17 protein-coding genes are annotated in these 19,925 nt (G+C 63.4%); 7 read left to right on the top strand and 10 right to left on the bottom strand.

Annotated features, from left to right (window positions below; all coding sequences use genetic code 11):
- Positions 1–85 precede the first annotated feature (85 nt).
- Positions 86–1,393, top strand: a complete 1,308-nt coding sequence (aceA, locus tag P3T43_RS00670; RefSeq protein WP_429279103.1) for an isocitrate lyase — start codon at positions 86–88, stop codon at positions 1,391–1,393.
- Positions 1,394–1,785: 392 nt separating this feature from the next.
- Here aceA and P3T43_RS00665 read toward each other — a convergent pair whose 3' ends face one another.
- Positions 1,786–2,220, bottom strand: coding sequence for a universal stress protein (locus P3T43_RS00665; protein ID WP_429279102.1), 435 nt, complete (start codon positions 2,218–2,220; stop codon positions 1,786–1,788).
- Positions 2,221–2,395: 175 nt separating this feature from the next.
- A complete protein-coding gene (locus P3T43_RS00660) occupies positions 2,396–3,298 on the bottom strand; it encodes a LysR family transcriptional regulator (RefSeq protein ID WP_429279101.1) in 903 nt (300 codons plus the stop codon).
- Positions 3,299–3,479: 181 nt separating this feature from the next.
- Here P3T43_RS00660 and P3T43_RS00655 point away from each other — a divergent pair, with 181 nt between their 5' ends.
- Positions 3,480–4,301, top strand: a complete 822-nt coding sequence (locus tag P3T43_RS00655; protein WP_429279100.1) for a (S)-2-haloacid dehalogenase — start codon at positions 3,480–3,482, stop codon at positions 4,299–4,301.
- Between the two features lie 122 nt (positions 4,302–4,423).
- The gene (gene aceB / locus P3T43_RS00650) at positions 4,424–6,025 is read left to right on the top strand and encodes a malate synthase A (protein ID WP_429279099.1); all 1,602 of its coding nucleotides are present in this window, start codon (positions 4,424–4,426) and stop codon (positions 6,023–6,025) included.
- 246 nt (positions 6,026–6,271) lie between these two features.
- On the opposite strand, the gene P3T43_RS00645 is transcribed toward aceB, so the two are convergent.
- Positions 6,272–6,670: a gamma-glutamylcyclotransferase family protein gene (locus P3T43_RS00645; RefSeq protein ID WP_429279098.1), complete on the bottom strand. Its 399-nt coding sequence runs from the start codon at positions 6,668–6,670 to the stop codon at positions 6,272–6,274.
- A gap of 201 nt (positions 6,671–6,871) precedes the next feature.
- On the opposite strand from P3T43_RS00645, the gene P3T43_RS00640 reads away from it, so the two are divergent.
- Positions 6,872–7,741, top strand: coding sequence for an AraC family transcriptional regulator (locus P3T43_RS00640; protein WP_429279097.1), 870 nt, complete (start codon positions 6,872–6,874; stop codon positions 7,739–7,741).
- On the opposite strand, the gene P3T43_RS00635 is transcribed toward P3T43_RS00640, so the two are convergent.
- The 6 genes from P3T43_RS00635 to xylA all read right to left on the bottom strand — a co-directional run bounded on the left by P3T43_RS00635 (position 7,738) and on the right by xylA (position 15,583).
- A complete protein-coding gene (locus P3T43_RS00635) occupies positions 7,738–8,202 on the bottom strand; it encodes a GNAT family N-acetyltransferase (RefSeq protein WP_429279096.1) in 465 nt (154 codons plus the stop codon). The genes P3T43_RS00640 and P3T43_RS00635 overlap by 4 nt on opposite strands.
- 307 nt (positions 8,203–8,509) lie before the next feature.
- Positions 8,510–9,709 (bottom strand): sugar ABC transporter permease, encoded by a 1,200-nt coding sequence (locus P3T43_RS00630; protein ID WP_429279095.1) that lies wholly within the window; start codon positions 9,707–9,709, stop codon positions 8,510–8,512.
- Positions 9,706–11,265, bottom strand: coding sequence for a D-xylose ABC transporter ATP-binding protein (xylG, locus tag P3T43_RS00625; protein ID WP_429279094.1), 1,560 nt, complete (start codon positions 11,263–11,265; stop codon positions 9,706–9,708). The genes P3T43_RS00630 and xylG overlap by 4 nt, the downstream gene beginning before the upstream one ends.
- Positions 11,266–11,346: 81 nt before the next feature.
- Positions 11,347–12,375, bottom strand: a complete 1,029-nt coding sequence (xylF, locus tag P3T43_RS00620; RefSeq protein ID WP_429279093.1) for a D-xylose ABC transporter substrate-binding protein — start codon at positions 12,373–12,375, stop codon at positions 11,347–11,349.
- A 267-nt stretch (positions 12,376–12,642) separates the two neighbouring features.
- Entirely contained in the window at positions 12,643–14,127 is a 1,485-nt protein-coding gene (gene xylB / locus P3T43_RS00615) for a xylulokinase (RefSeq protein WP_429279092.1), read from the bottom strand.
- Between the two features lie 133 nt (positions 14,128–14,260).
- Entirely contained in the window at positions 14,261–15,583 is a 1,323-nt protein-coding gene (xylA, locus tag P3T43_RS00610; protein ID WP_429279091.1) for a xylose isomerase, read from the bottom strand.
- 267 nt (positions 15,584–15,850) lie between these two features.
- Between xylA and P3T43_RS00605 the strand changes: the two genes are divergently transcribed.
- The 3 genes from P3T43_RS00605 (at position 15,851) to P3T43_RS00595 (ending at position 18,904) form a co-directional block, all read left to right on the top strand.
- Complete coding sequence (locus tag P3T43_RS00605) at positions 15,851–17,068, top strand: XylR family transcriptional regulator (RefSeq protein WP_429279090.1); 1,218 nt, start codon at positions 15,851–15,853, stop codon at positions 17,066–17,068.
- Between the two features lie 60 nt (positions 17,069–17,128).
- On the top strand, positions 17,129–18,208 hold the full coding sequence (locus P3T43_RS00600) for an aldose epimerase family protein (protein WP_429279089.1): 1,080 nt from the start codon (positions 17,129–17,131) through the stop codon (positions 18,206–18,208).
- 144 nt (positions 18,209–18,352) lie between these two features.
- Positions 18,353–18,904, top strand: a complete 552-nt coding sequence (locus P3T43_RS00595; protein WP_429279088.1) for a hypothetical protein — start codon at positions 18,353–18,355, stop codon at positions 18,902–18,904.
- Between the two features lie 36 nt (positions 18,905–18,940).
- Here P3T43_RS00595 and P3T43_RS00590 read toward each other — a convergent pair whose 3' ends face one another.
- Complete coding sequence (locus tag P3T43_RS00590) at positions 18,941–19,885, bottom strand: AEC family transporter (protein WP_429279087.1); 945 nt, start codon at positions 19,883–19,885, stop codon at positions 18,941–18,943.
- Positions 19,886–19,925: the final 40 nt, after the last annotated feature.

The following is a 19,925-nucleotide window of genomic DNA, read 5'->3' as shown; positions in this document are numbered from 1 at the left end:
TCACGAAACGAAACGCCTTCCCGGCCAACCGTTTCGAGAAGACAGGGTTCACCGATCCACTATCCAGGCAAACAAGGAGCACACCATGACGTCCCGCCAACAACAAGCGCAGCAACTCCAGCAACAATGGGAAACCGACCCGCGCTGGAAAGGCATCAAGCGCACCTATAGCGCCGAAGACGTGGTGCGTCTGCGCGGTTCAGTGGCGGTTGAGCACACGCTCGCCAAACGCGGCGCCGAAAAGCTGTGGGAAAGCGTCAACAACGAGCCGTTCGTGAACTCGCTCGGCGCGTTGACCGGCAACCAGGCCATGCAGCAGGTCAAGGCCGGCCTCAAGGCGATCTATCTGTCTGGCTGGCAGGTGGCGGGCGATGCCAACGTCGCCGGTGAAATGTACCCGGACCAGTCGCTGTACCCGGCCAATTCGGTGCCGCTCGTCGTCAAGCGCATCAACAACACGCTGACGCGCGCCGACCAGATCCAGTGGTCGGAAGGCAAGAATCCGAGCGACGAAGGCTATATCGACTACTTCGCGCCGATCGTGGCGGACGCCGAAGCCGGTTTCGGCGGTGTGCTGAATGCCTTTGAACTGATGAAGGCCATGATCGAAGCCGGCGCTTCAGGCGTGCACTTCGAAGACCAGCTCGCTTCCGTGAAGAAGTGCGGCCACATGGGCGGCAAGGTCCTCGTGCCGACCCGCGAAAACATCGCCAAGCTCACCGCTGCGCGTCTCGCCGCCGACGTCTCCGGCACGCCGACCGTCCTGCTCGCCCGCACCGATGCGGAAGCCGCTGACCTCGTCACGTCGGACATCGACGACAACGACAAGCCGTTCCTGACCGGCGAGCGCACCGTCGAAGGTTTCTATCGCACGAAGCCGGGTATCGAGCAGGCCATTTCGCGCGGCCTCGCCTACGCGCCATACGCCGACATGATCTGGTGCGAAACCGGCAAGCCGGATCTCGAGTTCGCGAAGAAATTCGCCGAGGCGATTCATAAGGAATTCCCGGGCAAGCTGCTCTCGTACAACTGCTCGCCGTCGTTCAACTGGAAAAAGAATCTCGACGACGCGACGATCGCCAAGTTCCAGAAAGAACTCGGCGCGATGGGCTACAAGTTCCAGTTCATCACGCTGGCCGGCTTCCACGCGCTGAACTACTCCATGTTCAACCTCGCGCACGGGTACGCCCGCACGCAGATGAGCGCGTTCGTCGAAATGCAGCAGGCCGAGTTCGCGGCCGCCGAAAAGGGCTTCACCGCCGTGAAGCACCAGCGTGAAGTCGGCACGGGCTACTTCGACGCCGTGACGCAAACGGTCGAACGCGAAGCGTCGACGACCGCGCTGCACGGTTCGACGGAAGACGAGCAGTTCTTCGACAAAAAGGTGGCTTGAATCGCCTTGAAACATCGCTGAAGCCGCGTTTCAGGGTCTTAAAAAAATCTCGCAGCAGCCTGAAAACGCGCCAGCGTGGCGGTAGCAGGACAGTCGGAAAACGGCCCCGCCAGAGGGCCGCGACCAGGGAGGTGCCAATCAGCCGCAGAGGGCCTGCAGGCAGGACGCAAATGTCCTCCGGACAGGCCCCGTGGACTGGGATCTGAGAGAAAGGGAAGCGGCACACAGGACCGTGCCGTCAGCCAGACGGCGCGCCGGCCTCAGCTACGAAGGCCGGCGCGTTTTTTTTGCGGCGTGGCGTGGCATGGCGTGCAGGGTCAGGCCTCGACCTGACCGGCGGCGCCTTGACGTATCCACACACCAACCCCGTGCGGCGACGCGGCAAGGCCGCCTCAGCGATAAACGATCACCGGAATCTTCGTATGCGTGAGCACCCGCTGCGTCTCGCTGCCGATCAGCAGGCTGCCCAGTCCGCGGCGTCCGTGCGAGGCCATGAAGATCACGTCGCAGCCACCCTTCTCCGCCGCCTCGATGATGCCGAGATAAGGCGAAGGGTGCACGCTGGTGCGGCTCGTGACGACCACGCCCACGTGTCGGCCCGCCCACTCGACCTCCTGCAGATGCACGCGCGCCTCGCGCTCGCTGCGTTCCAGGAAGTCGCCGGGCGGCTCGATCACCACCTCGGAGAACGGCGAATAGGGATATTGCGGCAAGCAGGCATACGCCGTGACGCGTGCGCCGACGGCCTGGGCGAGATCGATTGCACCTTCGATCGCTTTGCGGGACAGATCTGAACCATCGGTCGGAACGAGGATGTGCTTGAACATGGTGCCTCCGTCGTCGGCTGCGGCTGGACCCGGACTAGGCGAGCGGCGCGACCACGGCCAACGCCTCGCGGATCCTCCCAATCGATTGTAGTGCGCCTGAAAGGACCTGGCGTCCGCGTGCGGGTCTGTCCGCATATCGGAAACCCGCGCGAAAGTCACGCGGCACGCGCCACCCTCACCCCCAATAACCGGGCTGACCGTAGGTATGCTTGAGAAAGTCCAGAAAGAGTCGCACGCGCAGCGGCAGATGGCGGCGCTGCGGGAACACGGCGTGAATGCCGATGGGCGGCGCGGCAAACTCGTCGAGCACGCTGACGAGGCGGCCGGCGGCGATATCCGTGCCCACTTCCCACCAGGAGCGCCACGCGAGGCCGTAGCCCTCGAGACACCACTCATGCAGCACTGCGCCGTCCGAGCATTCCATCGTGCCGGAGACCTTGATGGAGACCACCTTGTCGCCCTGCTGGAACATCCAGCCGCGTTGCTGGTTGGCGCTCGCGCCCAGCGCCAGACAGTTGTGGTGCGCCAGATCGGCGAGGCTTTGCGGCGCGCCGCGGCGTGTCAGATAGGCGGGCGAAGCCACGCACACGCGACGGTTTTCGCCCAGACGCAGCGACACCAGCGACGAGTCGGGCAACTCCCCCAGCCGGACCGCGCAGTCGAAGCCTTCGTTGACCAGATCCACGAGGCGGTCGGACAGATCGAGCGTGATCGAGACGTCCGGATGCGCGACGGTGAAGGCCGGCACCAGCGGCGCAACGTGCCGCCGCCCGAACCCGGCCGGCGCCGACAGGCGCAGGTGGCCGCTCGCCTTCACGCCGCCTGCCGAGACGCTCGCTTCCGCGTTCTGCATGTCGTGAATGACGCGCTGGCAGTCTTCGAGGAACGCCGAACCTTCGAAGGTCAGCGTGATCTTGCGGGTGGTGCGCACCAGCAGCTTGACGCCCAGCCGCTCTTCGAGCGCGTCGATGCGGCGGCCGATGATAGCCGGCGCCACGCCTTCGGCCTGAGCCGCCGCCGACAGGCTGCCTTTGGCCGCGACCGCGACAAAGGTTTCGATCTGCTTGAATCGGTCCATGAGAAAGCGAGGCGCTGCACGCGCGGCGGCCCGGGCCTCGCACGAAACAGCGCGCACCAAGAGTGGCAATGCGCGCCAGATTAGGTGGATGAAAGTAAAAGATCAAGTGATGTTTAGCCTCTTTTTTAGCGTACGACATCACTAATACAATTTGTTGGACCTCGAACAGGAGCGCACGGCAATGTCGGCCATAACGGCACCTTTCCCAAAAGCAGTGATTTTCGATGCCTACGGCACGTTGTTCGACGTGCACTCGGTCGTCGCCGCCGCGGAGCAGATGTTTCCGGGTCAAGGCGACGCGCTCTCGCAGTTGTGGCGGCAAAAACAGATCGAATACACGCAGTTGCGCACCCTGGCCGATCCGGCGGGTGCCCGCTACCAGCCGTTCTGGAACATCACGCTCGACGCGCTGCGCTTCACCGCTCACAAGCTCGGCCTGACGCTCAATCGTGCGGCGGAAAAGCGTCTGATGGACGAATACGCCTGCCTGTCGGCGTTCCCGGATGCGGTGCCCGCGTTGCGCCGCCTACGTGAGCCACGCACCCAGCCAGTCGAAGCAGCCAAAGCCGCCGAAGACAGGCGCAGCGATCAAGGCACCCAGGCGGCTCCGCTCGGTCTCGCCATCCTCTCGAACGGCAATCCGCAGATGCTCGACATCGCCGTGAAGAGCGCCGGCATGAGCGGACTGTTCGACCATGTCCTCTCGGTCGACACGGTGCGCGCCTACAAACCGGCGCCCGCGGCCTATGCGCTCGGCACTCAGGCGTTCGGCGCGCAGCCGCGCGAAATCGTCTTCGTGTCGTCGAACGGCTGGGACGCGAGCGGCGCGAACTGGTTCGGCTACACGACTTTCTGGCTCAACCGGCAACGCGTTCCCGCTGAAGAGCTGGGCGTCACGCCACATGGCACGGGCGGGGGCATGAACGACCTGCTCGTTTTTCTGCAAGCCCTCGCAACGCCCGAACGCAGCACGAGCCGCACGCGCCACAGCCCTGGCGTATGACGGCAAGCGCCTCATTCATGGACGCAGGCAACGCAGTCCGCAGCAACCCGGCGTCATTCGACCGCCTTTCAACCGCACCTGAACACTTGCATCTTTGCAATCCGACCGACCAAGGAAAAAACATGGCAAATCCGCTTTCATCGTCGCAGTGGCCGCAGGGCATGGCAATCTCGGCTGACATCAAGCCGGGCTACGAAACCATCCTGACGCGCGAGGCGCTCGAACTCGTCGCGGCGTTGCATCGCACGTTCGAGCCGCGCCGCCAGGCGCTGCTGAAAGCGCGCGTCGAACGCACCGCGCGGCTCGACGCCGGTGAGCGTCCCGACTTCCTCGTCGAGACGAAGAGCATCCGCGCAGGCGACTGGAAGATCGCGCCGCTGCCGCAGGATCTGCAACGCCGGCGCGTGGAAATCACCGGCCCGGTCGAGCGCAAGATGATCATCAACGCGCTGAATTCGGGCGCGGATTCGTACATGACCGACTTCGAGGATTCGAACGCGCCGAGCTGGGACAACCAGATCACCGGTCACATCAATCTGAAGGACGCGGTACGCCGCACCATCTCGCTGGAACAGAACGGCAAGTCGTACCAGCTAAACGACAAGGTCGCCACGCTGATCGTGCGTCCGCGCGGCTGGCACCTCGACGAAAAGCATGTCACGGTGGACGGCCAGCGTGTCAGCGGCGGCATTTTCGATTTCGCGCTGTACCTGTTCCATAACGCGAAGGAACTGATCGCACGCGGCTCGGGCCCCTACTTCTATCTGCCGAAGATGGAGAGCCATCTGGAAGCGCGCCTGTGGAACGATATTTTCGTCGCGGCACAGGAAGCGGTTGGCGTGCCGCGCGGCACGATCCGCGCTACCGTGCTGATCGAAACGATCCTCGCCGCGTTCGAAATGGACGAGATCCTTTACGAACTGCGTGAACATAGCTCGGGTCTGAATGCCGGCCGCTGGGACTACATCTTTTCGGCCATCAAGAAGTTCAGGAGTGACAAGGATTTCTGCCTCGCCGACCGCTCCCAGATCACCATGACCTCGCCCTTCATGCGCGCTTATGCGTTGCTGTTGCTCAAGACCTGCCACCATCGCCATGCGCCGGCCATTGGCGGCATGAGCGCGCTGATTCCGATCAAGAACGACCCGACAGCCAATGACCGCGCCATGGGCGGTGTGCGCTCGGACAAGGCGCGCGATGCGGGTGACGGCTACGACGGCGGCTGGGTCGCGCACCCGGGTCTCGTGCCGATCGCAATGGAAGAGTTCGTCAAGGTGCTGGGCGAACGTCCGAACCAGATCGGCAAGCAACGCGCCGACGTCGAAGTGAGCGCGAAGGACCTGATGGATTTCCGTCCGGAGGCGCCGATCACCGAAGCGGGTCTGCGCAACAACATCAACGTCGGCATTCACTACCTCGGTTCGTGGCTGGCAGGCAATGGCTGCGTGCCGATCCACAATCTGATGGAAGACGCGGCGACGGCGGAAATCTCGCGCTCGCAGGTGTGGCAATGGATCCGCTCGCCGAAGGGCGCGCTCGACGACGGCCGCAAGGTCACCGCCGCGCTGGTGCGCGAACTGTCGAAGCAGGAACTGGCGAAGGTGAAACAGGCGGTGGGCGGCGACACGCAGCCGTACGATCGCGCGGCGGAAATCTTCGAGGAAATGTCCACCTCGGAGCAGTTCACCGACTTCCTGACGCTGCCGCTCTACGAGGAAATCTGAGGCGCGGCATGAGCCGTGCCGCGGGGACACGAGGGCTCACGACCGACGCCCTTGCGTCACGAGGCACCCGCGCCGCTTTGTGATGAAGCGGTGCAGGCCGCAAGATTGACCGACCGCACGGCCTGGCAGGCTCACGCTTGCCGGGCCGTTTTTTGGCGCTGTGCTGGCCGCTCATGAAGCCGCTCTTGAAGCCGAACAAACGCGGCATGGCAATACTTCGGCGTGCCAACCTTCTAGACCGCGTGCTTACCGCGAACGCTGATGCGCCACCCAGTCGCCCGAGCGGATTTCAGGCAAGCCCTTCACCGCACTTTTCGGCACCGGATAAAAACGGCACACCATCGCGACGCCGTCGACTTCGACCGTGATCTCGTGGGCCACGAACAGTCCCTCGACACCCGGATAAACCTCTTCGATCTCATCGAGCACGGCGATCAGCTCCGGCTCGATTTCATAGACGTCGCCACACACTGGCACCCCGGCCTCGTCGAGCACCAGCCCCGGATAGGCGCCGAAGTCGAATAGATGCCCAAGCACGCTGGCCGTGCCAAGCCATGTCGGCTCCGCGATGTCGTGGCGCGCGGCGGCGCCGCTGATGTCGTTGACCTCGCCGGCCCGCAGGGTGCCATACACGAAAACCTTCATCGGACGGGTTCCTCTCCATGGAATGAGCGGGGCTTGTACGACCCCATGAATGCGGCTTGAGCGACGCGCCTCACAAAGCGCAGGGTCACGCCCAGGGGACAACGCCGCTCGGACGCATTATGCGCCGCGCGACCGCAACCCGCGCAACGCCCTACAATGGGAACCACTTTACCGTTCAAGGTTCCGCCAGGTGTTCACGTCATGAACCGGTCCGCCGCTGCCGCCCCCTTCACGCAAGTCGAATTCTCCGACCTTCCGCCTGAGGCCGCGCCAACCGGCACGCATCCGATTCGCGTGCGCTCGCGGCCCATGCCGGCCGGCGTACGCATCGCGCGTCACACCCACGCGTGGGCCCAGGTCGCGTATGCCTCACGCGGCGTGCTGCGCATCGGCACGCCGGGCACCAACTGGATGGTGCCGCCCTCGCGCGCAATCTGGGTGCCGCCGCATGTCACCCACGAAGTGGTGATCGTCGAAGATGCGTTTCTGCGCACGCTGTACATCGACGAGAACGTCGTGCCGCCCGGGCTCGATACATGCCGCGTCGTCGAGGTCTCGAACCTGTTGCGCGAGGTGATCGCCGCACTCGATATGTCCGATCTCTCCGCAAGCCGCGAACAGGTGCTCGGCGCCCTCGCGCTAGACGAACTGACGCGTTCGCAGCCGTTGCCGTTATCCGTGCCGATGCCGAACGAAAAGCGCCTGCGGGCGCTATGCGAAGCCGTGATTGCAGACCCTGCCAACGCCGATTCGCTCGAACAGTGGGCGGCGAGTGTCGGCGCCAGTACCCGCACGATTGCGCGGCTGTTTCGTCAGGAACTCGGGGTGAGCTTTTCGCAATGGCGTCAGCAGGCGCTGCTCGCCCGCGCGATTCCGCTGCTCAGCCAGGGCCGGCCGCTCGCACACGTGGCGCGGGAGTTGGGCTATCAGAGCCAGAGCGCCTTTTCAGCGATGTTCCGGCGCGCGTTCGGCAAGAGTCCGCGGGCCTTCATCGAGCGCGGTGTAGAGCGTCGTGAGATTGAAGGGGAAGCGCAGACCGCTGGCGAAGGCGGCCACGTCGCGGCGTTCTAGACCCGCCGCGCGAGATGCCGGATCGCGCCGAGTTGCGCGAGGCGCGGCCCAGCGAGCTTGTAGCCCATGCGCAGATAGAGCCGTGCCGCGGGATTGTCGACGAACACGCGCAGTTGCAGTTCGCGCAGGCCACGCTCGCGGGCCCATTGATGCGACATGTCGAGCAGATAGGTGCCCGCACCACGGCGCCGGAAGCCGTCGGCAATCTGGACGTCGCGAATATGCAGCGAATCGCCCTCTTCCGTTAAGCGCAACACGCCGACCGGCTGGCCGTCGAATTCGAGGATGTAATTTTCCGACTCGCGCCAGCTACCGAGAAACAGATCGCTGCGCCAGACGAGATGATGCCGATGGTAGTAGCCCTCCATGTTGTTGCGGGTCAGCGCTTCGGCAAAAGCGAAGTCGTCCATGCTGGCTTTGCGCAACTGGAACGGCGAGGGAGCATCGGTAGGGACGAACATGACACGGCAGGGAAATGATGATCCGCCCAACGTTAAAACAGGCCGCGCGCGCTGGCAATGGCTGTTTGTCCCGAGACGGCTGCGAACGCATGAAATAAGGCGAAAAATGCACGCACAGCGCAAACTGCCGCCTGCATGCCCATCGGGACGCACAACGGACCGCCGCCCAATATAACGTTCTCCTTACAGTCAACCTTTCAACTTCGCTCACCAATCAAGGTGACTGTTGCGCCACGAAGAACGGCGGCAGCAGGTCCGCCAAAGCGTGCCTGCTGCCGCCGTCTCCCTTCGCGGACTTATCGGAGTCTCAACGCCGGTTCGAGCCCGACACCACATCGATCCACACCGCCAGCACGAGGATGCTGCCCTTGACGATCATCTGCCAGTACGCATCCACGTCGAGCATCGACATGCCGTTGTCGAGACTCGCCATCACCAGCGCACCGATCAATGCGCCATACACGGTACCGGAACCGCCGCGCATCGAGGTGCCGCCGATAAAACACGCCGCAATCGCATCGAGCTCACCCATCGAGCCGGCCGAGGGCGACCCTGCCGCCAGCCGCGCCGTATTGACGATGCCGCCGAACGCGCACATCAAGCCCATCAGCGCGAAAATCGCCAGCTTCACGCGGTTCGTATTGACGCCGGACAGACGCGTCGCCTCGAGGTTCGAACCGACCGCGTAAATGCGGCGGCCGAACACAGTTTGCGTCGCAATCCACGTGAAGATCCCGAGCAAGGCGAGCAGCAACAGCACTGGCACCGGAATGCCGCCGTAACGGTCCAGCGTCGCGACGAAGCCGAACAGGATCACACCCGCGCCGACGATCTTCGCCGCCTCCTGCCAGACCGGCACTACCGTCAGCTGATAGCGTTGCCGGTTGCGCCGCTGCCGCACGGTCAGCACCGCCAGCAGGGCGAACAGCACCACCGCGAGCGTGTTGCCTGCGAACTGCGGCAAGTAGCCCTGGCCGACGAACACAAAATTGTCGGATACCGGTGCGATGGTCGAACCGCCCGTCACGCCGAGCAGAATGCCGCGATAGGCCAGCATGCCGCCGAGCCCGACGATGAACGACGGCACCCGGCGGTACGTCGACCACCAGCCGTTGAAGAGGCCCACCAGCACCCCGAGCAGCATCACCACCGGCACCGTGACGCCGATCGGCCAGTGCCGGTTGACGTCGAGAATCGCCGCCACGCCACCGAGCAAGCCGAGCAGCGAGCCAACCGACAGATCGATTTCGCCCGCGATGATGACGAACACCATGCCGCACGCGAGCATGCCGGTGATCGACATCTGCCGCAGCAGGTTCGACAGGTTGCGCGGCGTGATGAACGCGCCGCTGGTGAGGCACGAGAAGAAGATCCAGATGACCGCGACCGCGATCAGCAGCGCGAGAATCTTGTAGCGCGCGAACAGTTGCTGCAGGCGCCGCGTGCCGCCAAACGAGCCGTGCGGCGCGGCATCTTTGGCGCTTTGGGAAGTGACGTCGGGAGTCATGCTGCGCTCGCTCCGGTTAGGTTCGTTGATCGCTGCGCGGGGCGGATCGCGGCCGTCAGGACGTCCTCCTGCGTCAGGCCGTCGTTGATGAAGTCGCCGCGCAATTCGCCTTCGCCGATCACCAGCACGCGATCGCTGATGCCGAGCACTTCGGGCATTTCGGACGACACCATCACGATCGACATGCCGCGCTGCGCCAGTTGAACGATCAGTTTGTAGATTTCGTATTTGGCGCCGACGTCGACGCCGCGAGTCGGCTCGTCGAGGATCAGCACCTTCGGGTCGGTCAGCAGCATGCGCGTGAGCACCGCCTTCTGCTGATTGCCGCCTGACAGGCTCGCAATCGACAGCATGGGATGCGCCGCGCGCACGGAGAGCCGCTTCATTTCGGTGTGAATCGTATCGAGTTCCGCGGCGGAATCGATGCGCGCGCCTTTGGCAAAGCGCTGCAGCACCGACAGCGTGATGTTATGGCCGACACTCAGATGCGGCACGATGCCGTGCCGTTTGCGATCCTCCGGCACCATGCCGATACCGGCGCGAATCGCGTCGGCCGGTCCGCGGATTTTCAGCGGCTTGCCTTCGAGCAGCACGCTCGCTTCGCACACGCCCGGATAGGCGCCGAAAATCGCCTGCATCAGCTCAGTGCGCCCGGCTCCCACGAGTCCGGCCACGCCGAGTATTTCGCCGCGTCTTAAGGTGAACGACACATCGTCGACACGTTTGCGGCGCGGATTGGTGACGTCGAAGCAGGTCACGTGACGCACCTCGAAGATGACGTCGCCCAGTGGACGCGGCTCGCGCGGAAACAGATTGGTGATCTCGCGGCCCACCATCAGCGAGATGATGCGGTCGGTGCTCAGCGCGTGCATCGGCTCGGTCGCGACATGCCGGCCGTCGCGAATCACCGTGATCGTGTCGCACACCGCTTCGACCTCGTCGAGCTTGTGCGAGATATACACGCACGCCACGCCGCGCCGCTTCAGATCGCGCACGATATTGAGGAGGATCTGCGTCTCCGAGCTGGTGAGCGAGGACGACGGTTCATCCAGAATCAGCAGCTTCGCGCGCTTGTTCAACGCCTTGGCAATCTCGATCAGTTGCTGATGGCCGCCGCCGTAGTTCATCACCGGCTGCGCGACGTTGATCCCTTCAATACCGAGTTCGCGCAGCAGTTCGTCCGCGCGCTGGAACATCGCCGCGTAATTCATGCGGCCGCCGGACCGGGTGATTTCGTTGCCGAGAAAAATGTTTTCGGCCACCGACAATTCCGGCACCAGCATCAATTCCTGGTGGATGATGACGATGCCGGCGTGCTCCGTGTCGCGCACGTTCAGCGCCTTCAGGGGTTTGCCTTCCCAGAGGATTTCGCCATCCCACGTGCCGTACGGATAGACCCCGGACAGCACTTTCATCAGCGTCGATTTGCCGGCGCCGTTCTCGCCGCACAAGCCGACACACTCGCCGGGCGAGACCGTCAGGTCGATGCCGTCGAGTGCTTTTACGCCGGAAAACGCCTTGACGATGTGATGCATCGCCAGTAAAGGTTGCGTCATTCGCTTTTGCCTCGCTGCAAGGAACGCGGCGGCGCGGCTCTGCGCACCGCGCAGGAGCCTGCCGCCGCGTGAAACTTCCGCTTATTGGCTCGCGAGCTGGGCCTGGGTGTAGAACCCATCCTTCACGACAACATCCACGTTGCTCTTGGTGAGGAGCGTCGGTTGCAGCAGGACCGTATCGACCTTCTTCTTGCCGTTGTCGTACTGCGCGTTGAAGGCCGGCTTCTCGCCCTTCGCCAGTGCCACGGAGAGCTTGGCCGCTTCCCCGGCGATCAGCTTGAGCGGCTTGTAGACCGTCATGGTTTGCGTGCCGGCCACCACACGCTTGACTGCGGCGAGATCGGCGTCCTGACCCGAGATTGGTACCTTGCCGGCCATATGCTGGGCCGCCAGCGCCTGAATCGCGCCGCCTGCGGTGCCGTCGTTCGACGCCACGACTGCGTCGATCTTGTTATTGTTCGCGGTCAACGCGTCTTCCATGATGCGCAGCGCCGTCGATGCGCTCCACTCCGGCACCCACTGCTGACCGACCACCTTGATGTCGCCCTTGTCGATAGCCGGCTGCAGCACCTTCAACTGGCCTTCACGCAGCATCTTCGCGTTGTTGTCGGTCGGCGCGCCGCCCAGCAGGAAGTAGTTGCCCTTCGGTTGCGCGTTATAGACGCCTTGCGCCTGCAGTTCGCCGACCTTTTCGTTGTCGAACGAAATGTAGCCGTCGATATCGGCATCGAGAATCAGACGGTCATACGACACGACCTTGATGCCTGCCTTGTGCGCTTCGGCCACCACGTTGCCGAGCGTCTTCGAATTGAACGGCACGATCACGATCACATCGACGCCGCGCGAAATCAGGTTTTCGATCTGCGAAATCTGCCGCTCTTCGCTGGCATCGGCCGACTGCACGGACACCTTGGCGCCGAGCTTTTCCGCTGCGGCCACGAAGTAGTCGCGATCGCGCGACCAGCGTTCGACGCGCAGGTCGTCGATACAGAAACCGATTTCCGGATGATCCTTGCTCGCGTGCGCAAGCGGCGCGGCGAGCGACAGGCTGGCGAGCACCGCTCCACACACGAGCGAACTCAGGACGGAACGACGCGTTGCGAATTTCATGTCTCACTCCTCTTCTGTTATAGCCGGCAATACCGGATTAGCAGCCGGCGCGGCAAAGCGCGCGGCCGATACACGACAACGATGGACTACCCCTGTTGCGGCGCGGCCAGAACGGCCGCGCTATGCTATTTATCTGTATTCCTATGCAATCTGTCTATTGCACCACGGCATCTGCGGAGTGCTTTCCCCTGCATTCCGTGCATCCCTTACATTGGCGATGCGCGCGCCTGACTTTTCCGCCAGGCGCCGGGCGCCACGTATCATGCTTCACGCGTCTGCATCCGCGGCAAACGCCGGTTCGAGTGCCCGATACAGCGCCTGAAAGGTCGGGCGTCGCTCACTGCTGTACCACGCGTGACGCGTCATATCGGGCTCACGCACCGCGAGAATCTCCGGCGTCGGACAGATCGCGTCGAGCGGCACATCCGGTTCCAGCGCGAGATGCGCGAGCCGGGCCGCACCCAATGCCGGTCCGACTTCACCGCCCGCGCGCAAAGTGAGCGGCCGGCCGGCGATGTCCGCCAGCATCTGGGTCCAGTAGGCGCTGCGCGAGCCGCCGCCGATCACGGAAATCTCATCGGGGACGAGGCCCGCCGCGTGCAACGCGTCCATGCCGTCGAGCAGGCAGAAGCCCACGCCTTCGAGCGTGGCGTTGGCCATATCGGCGCGATTCGTTTGCGACGTCAGGCCGTAAAACACGCCCTTCGCATTGACGTTGTTGTGCGGCGTGCGCTCGCCTGAAAGATACGGCAAGAACCACGGCCGGCGATCCCGTGCCTCTGCCTGCGCATCGGCGAGTAGCGCGGCGACATCCGCATAGCCCGTGAGTTGCGCGGTGAAATCGATGCAGCCCGCCGCATTGAGCATCACGGACATCAGATGCCACGTCTGCGGCAACGCATGGCAGAAGCTATGCACCGCGGACGCAGGGTTCGCGAGAAAGCCATCCGAGACCGCGAAATACACGCCGGAGGTACCGAGCGAGAGCATCGCCTGCTTCGGCTTGACGATGCCCACACCCACGGCGCCCGCCGCGTTGTCGCCGCCGCCGGCAATCACGGGAATCTGGCGCAGGCTCCATTCACGCGCCAGCTCTGGTTTAAGTGTGCCCGTAATGCGATTACCTTCGAAAACCGCCGGCATCTGCTCGCGTGACAAGCCGCAGGCCGCCAGCAAGGTGCCGCTGTAGTCGCGTTGCGCCACGTCGAGCCAGAGCGTGCCGGCCGCATCCGAGGGATCCGTGGCGAAACCGCCGGTCAGCAGATAGCGCAGATAATCTTTCGGCAACAGCACATGAGCGATGCGCGCAAAGACCTCCGGTTCGTGCTTGCGCACCCACAGCAGTTTGGGCGCGGTAAAGCCCGGCATGGCCATGTTGCCCGCGAGCTCGCGCAGTTGCGGCACCGCCGCTTCCAGTTCGCGGCATTCGGTGTCCGAGCGCCCGTCGTTCCAGAGAATCGCCGGCCGCAAGACCTCGCCTTGCGCGTCGAGCAGCGTCGCGCCATGCATCTGGCCGGTCAGGCCGAGTGCTTCGATCTGCGTAGCGGCGATGCCCGCGGTGCGGGCTTCGCCCAGCAGGTTGGCCACTGCCGCTCGGGTCGCTTGCCACCAGTCATGTGGCGCCTGTTCGGACCAGCGCGGGTGTGGCCGGCTGACCGTGAGCGCATGCGTTGCCGTGCAGCGCACGCGGCCATCGCGGTCGAGCAGCACAGCCTTGACGCCCGAGGTGCCGAGGTCGATACCGATGAACATGTCTCCATCCTCGTTTTTGCGCAAGTGTGCGCTTCGCCCGCCGGGATGCAATTGCGAAACTGGCGAGTCGTACTAATGTTTTTTCGCACCTTGCCGGCGCGTATCGACGCCAGCAAGGTGTGCCCGCAGTGGCTCAGCGCAGGCCGTAGATGGCCTGATTCACCACGCCTTCGAGTCGTTCCTGCTGACCGCTCGCATGCTGCGGATTCAGGCCGCGGTCGAGCGCGTCGCTGGCGAGCGTCGAGAGCGAAAAGCCGCCGGAAAGAATCTTGCGGCCGAAGTCCGTCTCCCAGCCCGCGTAACGCTGACGTTTGAACTGTTCGAGGCGGTCGTTTTCAACCAGCACGGCCGCGCGTTCGACCGCCAGCGCGAGGTTATCGATCGCGCCGATGTGGCCGTAAAACAGATCCTCGGCATCGATGCTCTGGCGCCGCACTTTCGAGTCGAAGTTCATGCCGCCGGTCGTAAAGCCGCCGTGCTTGAGGATTTCGTAGAAGGCGAGTGTCAGTTCTTCGACGCTATTCGGAAACTGGTCGGTGTCCCACCCGTTTTGCGGATCGCCGCGATTCGCGTCGACGCTGCCGAAGATGCCGAGCGCAAACGCCGTGGCGATTTCGTGATGGAACGAGTGCCCCGCCAGCGTCGCGTGATTGGCTTCGATATTGACGCGGATGTCGTTTTGCAGGCCGTATTGCGTGAGAAAACCGTGTACGGTCGAGACGTCGTAATCGTATTGATGCTTGGTCGGTTCCTGCGGCTTGGGCTCGATCAGCAGCGTACCCTTGAAGCCGATCTTGTGCGCATGCTCGACCACCATGCTGAGAAAACGCGCGAACTGTTCGCGTTCGCGTACCAGGTCGGTATTGAGCAGCGTGTCGTAGCCTTCGCGGCCGCCCCACAGCACGTAGTTTTCGCCACCGAGGCGGTGCGTCGCGTCGAGCGCATGACGCACCTGGGTGGCCGCAAACGCAAATACTTCGGGGTCCGGACTGGTTGCCGCCCCACCTGCATAGCGCGGATGCGAGAACAGGTTCGCCGTGCCCCACAGGAGCTTGACGCCGCTATCCTGCTGCTTGCGCGCCAGGTAGTCGCTGATACGGGCGAAGTTCTCGCTGTACGACTTCAGGTTGTCGCCCTCAGGGGCGACATCGGTATCGTGGAACGTATAGTAAGGGGTGCCTAGCTTCGAGAAAAACTCGAAAGCGGCGTCGGCCTTTTGATGCGCACGCTCCATCGAGTCGCCCGGCTGCTGCCACGGGCGATGAAACGTCCCTTGACCGAAAATGTCGACGCCCGGCCAGACAAAGGTGTGCCAATAGCACACGGCAATGCGCAGATGCTCTTCGAGCGTCTTGCCAAGCACCCGCTTCGTGCGGTCGTAATGATGAAAGGCCAGCGGGTTATCCGATTGCGGGCCTTCAAAGCGAATCGCGGGGATGTGTTCGAAGTAGGACATCAGCGTCTCCATGTTATGTTGCAGTGCAACCCGCACAGCGTCGCCGCACCGGGTTCGACAAGGTGACGCCATGCTGCCAGCGCACAGCCTGTGCCGGCAATTGCGAAATTGCGCAGCCCAACTAATGTTTCTCACCGCCTGCGTCGATCCGGCGAGCACGCGGCGCAATCCCAGCCTAAAATAACCAGACACTTAAAACCGGTGCGACGCTGCACCCTACCGGAGACAATGGCCCGCCGGCCTGCACGGCTGCGCGCCATCCATCGTATGACCCGACCCCAGACGCCGCAGACGCCGCATCGGATCGCGCTGCTGTTCAACGCGAACAAGGTGTATGACCGCGAGATCATCACCGGCATAGGTAATTACCTGCTCTCGACCCGCGTCGCGTGGGACCTGTTTCTCGAAGAGGATTTCCGCTGCCGGCTGACCGGCATCGAACGCTTCGACGGCGACGGCATCATCGCCGACTTCGACGACCCTGCGGTGTGCGAAGCATTGCGTGGTTGTCCGCTGCCGGTCGTGGCGGTGGGCTCGTCGTACGAGGACGAGAGCCACTACCCGCCCGATCTGCCGTATATCGCCACGGACAACGCCAAGCTGGTCTCGCTCGCGTACACCCACCTGATCGGTGCGGGTTTACCGCACTTCGCGCTGTATAGCCTGCCGCAGGCGCCGGAGAATCGCTGGGCCCAGCAGCGCGAACTGGCCTTTGCCGGTCTGCGTGCCGCCGAGGGTCGCAGCGGCGAGGAAATCGACACGGAAATCTACCGCGGCCTGTCCACCAGCGCACCCGCCTGGAATCAGGCCACCGAACAGCTCACCGGCTGGCTCGAAAAGCTGCCCAAACCCGTCGGCATCATTGCGGTCACGGACGCACGCGCGCGACATCTGCTGCAGGCCTGTCTGATCGCCGGGATTGCCGTACCCGAGCAGGTGTCGATCATCGGCATCGACAACGATCCGTTGACGCGCACCCTCACCCGCATTCCCATTTCATCCGTGATTCAGGGCACTGAGGAAATGGGCCGTACCGCCGCGCATTTGCTGCATCAGATGCTGCATGGCGCGCGCTTTCCGGGGCGCCGTATCCGCGTTCCACCGGTCGGTATCAACGTGCTCGAATCGACCCGCCATCAGCCGCTTGCAAGCCCGTACGTCATGCGCGCGCGGCACTTTATCCGCCAGTACGCCTGCCAGGGCATTCGCACCGAACAGGTGGCCGATTACGTGGGCGTGTCGCGATCTTCGCTGGAAGAATATTTTCGGCGCGAATTGCAATGTACAGTGCATCAGGAAATCCTGCGCCACAAGCTCGATGCAGCCAAAGCGCTGCTGGCGAAGCGCGATGCGGCGAGCGCGGAAGTGGCGATCCGCTGCGGCTTTACGTCTTTGCAGTACATGTACGCGGTGTTTCGCCGTGAACTCGGCTGCACGCCGCGCGAATATCAGGAACGCACGAAGTCCACGGCCACGCCCGGCTAGGCGCGGCTCAATCTGGCGCAAGCTCGCTGCGCTTTAGGAATCCTTAACTCTCCTGCCGATATGATCAGTCACGCGCAATTTTCCTCCGAGCCCTGGGGCGCCGCACCCGGTGGCGACCCGGTTCAGCTTTTTACGTTGCGCAACGCGCATGGCATGAAGGTCAGCATCAGCGACCTCGGCGCCACGCTGGTGTCGTGGCATGCGCCGGACCGCGCCGGCAGGCTCGGCGACATCCTGCTCGGCCACGACACGCCGGCCGACTACCTCGCCTCGACCACCTACATGGGCGGCCTCGTCGGCCGCTGGGCCAACCGCATTGCCGGCGCGCGCTTCACGCTGGACGGCATCGAGTATCCGCTCGATCGCAATGAAGGCAACAACCTGCTGCACGGCGGCAGCGTTGGCTTTAACCGCCTTCACTGGGAGACCGCCGAAGACAACGGCACGCTCGTGATGCGGCTCGAATCGCCGGAAGGCGACGCGGGCTTTCCTGGCCACGTCACCGTCCAGGTGCGCTATACGCTCGACGACGACGGCACCTTGACGATCGCCTACGAGGCCATCACCGACGCACCGACGCCGCTCAACCTGACGAGTCATCCGTATTTCAATCTGACTGGACTGCCGGGCAGCGACGTGCGCGGACACGTGGTGTCGATCGACGCCGAAGCGTTTTTCGAAGTCGACGCGGGCATGATTCCCTGCCGCCGTGCGGAGGTGGCCGGCAATGCGTTCGACTTCCGGCAAAGCGCCCCGCTCGGCGCCCGGCTCGACTGGCCGAATGCGCAACTCGCGCTCGCGCAGGGATTCGATCATTGCTATGTGCTGCCCGAAGCGGCGCATGCCGCAGCGGGCACGCGGCCCGTTCGCGAGGTGGCACGCGTCTACGAACCTGGTAGCGGACGTGAGTTGAGTGTCCTGACCGATCAATGGGGCCTGCAGTTCTACACGGGCAATCACCTCGAAGGTGAGCAGGGCCGCGGCGGGCTCAAGTATTCGAAATACGCCGGACTGTGTCTCGAGGCAGGCGGCTTTCCGGACGAGATCAATATGGCCGATCGCGCGCGCGTGGTGCTACGGCCCGGCGAAGAATACCGGCAGGTCACGCAGTATCGTATCGGCGTGCGCACGGGCGTCTGAACATCACTTTCGCGTATGCAGCAGACGGGGTCCGGCATACGGAAGACAGGCTGATTCGGCAGCGCCATTTCCCACAATGTGCCGCTGTCGACCGCGGTATTTCAAGCGTAAATCTCGCGTGGTAGAGTGCCGTCCGCCGCCTGCATGACGGCCTATCTATCCGCGGCCTGGTCGGGCCGCCGCCTGAGCCCAAGGAGCATCAAAATTAATACAACCATGAGAGCCGTTGTAGCTGCAGTCTTTTCGCTGCCCTCGATCTGCGCGTTCGCCGGCGCAGTCGTAAATGAATCTGCCTTGCAATCCGCTAACGTCGTCACCGTCAACGGCGCAACCAGTTCAAACAAGGGTGGCGAGAACAAGGACCGTGAGACGGTGTCGATTTCCGCGGTGGACAGCAATGGCCCCGTAGCCGGTGCGAAATGCGTGCTCACCAATGCCAAGGGAAACTGGTCACTTACCGCGCCCGATAGCGTTGATGTGCGCCGCTCGGATTCGGACCTGCAGATCAAATGCGAAAACCCCGGCTATGACGCGGTCACGACAACGGTCAAAGCGTCGAAAACCCAGGTACCGCGTCCACAATTCCACTTCGCGACAGATGGTGGCGATGACAGCGACGACGCGATGATTACGGTGCCGCAATATGCGCCGTCCATCACGGTGTCGTTCGGCAGCAAGCAGGCCAGCGCCAATTAAGCAGCGATGCACCTGGCGCGGGGCTACACCGCGTCATCAGAAGAAGTACGCGACGAGCAGTCCTTCAGTGAAGATACCCAGTATCGTGCTGATCAGGATCGTCGCAGTCGCATCGGCGGTATACGTCTTCGATTTGAGCGCGAACATCGCGGCCGCGGTGGCAGTCGGCACGGCGCCGGTAATCACGGCCTGGTGCGCGGGCGCCCCCACCACGCCGAACAGCACGGCACCGAGCACCATGAGCCCCGGTTGCAGGAAGTTCTTGATCGCCAGGTTGGTCAGCACGTTGGCGTTGATCATGAAGCGCTCGCCGTAAAGCATCAATCCGAGCGCGAACAGCGAGGCACCGCCCGCGGACTTTGCCATCAGGTCGACCGAGGTGAGCACCGGTTCGGGCAGCTTGACGTGCGCAAAGCTGAGCACCATGCCAGAAACTGGCAGCCACACGATCGGATTGATCACCGCCTTGACGAGGCTCTGTCCGAAGATCCGCAAGACATCCGGCTTCTCATGTCCTGGTTCGTCCGGACCACCGATACTCGTCAGCACGATCGTCAGCGGCAACATGAAAATACTGGTGATGAGATTGCCGACGAGAACCGCCAGAAATCCCTCGGGTCCGAAGACCGCGGCGAGAATCGGCGCGCCAAAGTACGCCATATCGGGAAAGGCACACACCAGCGCCTGCATGGTGGCGGTGCGCAGATCATGGCGGAACGCGAAACGGCCAATCGCCAGCGCGATCAGGTAGGTGCCCATCAGCCCGAGCGTCAGGGTCAGCGCGAAACCCACATTGTGCAGCTTGTCCGGCGAGGTCTTGACCGCGCCTTCAAACAGCGCGAAAGGCAGCGCGAAACGGATCACCAGTGTCGCCAGCACATCGGCATCGTCGTGCTTGAGCAGGCCGATGCGGGCCGATAGCCAGCCGAGCAGGATGACGAACGCGACCGGCATCAGCCCATTGAGGATAGTGTTGACCACGGCGAGACTCCCGCTTCTTCTTATGAGTCGGCATGATGGG

The sequence above is a fragment of the Paraburkholderia sp. GAS41 genome (assembly GCF_050436545.1).
In the GTDB taxonomy this organism is placed as follows: domain Bacteria; phylum Pseudomonadota; class Gammaproteobacteria; order Burkholderiales; family Burkholderiaceae; genus Paraburkholderia.
Note: the sequence above shows the minus strand (reverse complement) of the source record. Positions and strands in the feature narration are given on the sequence as shown.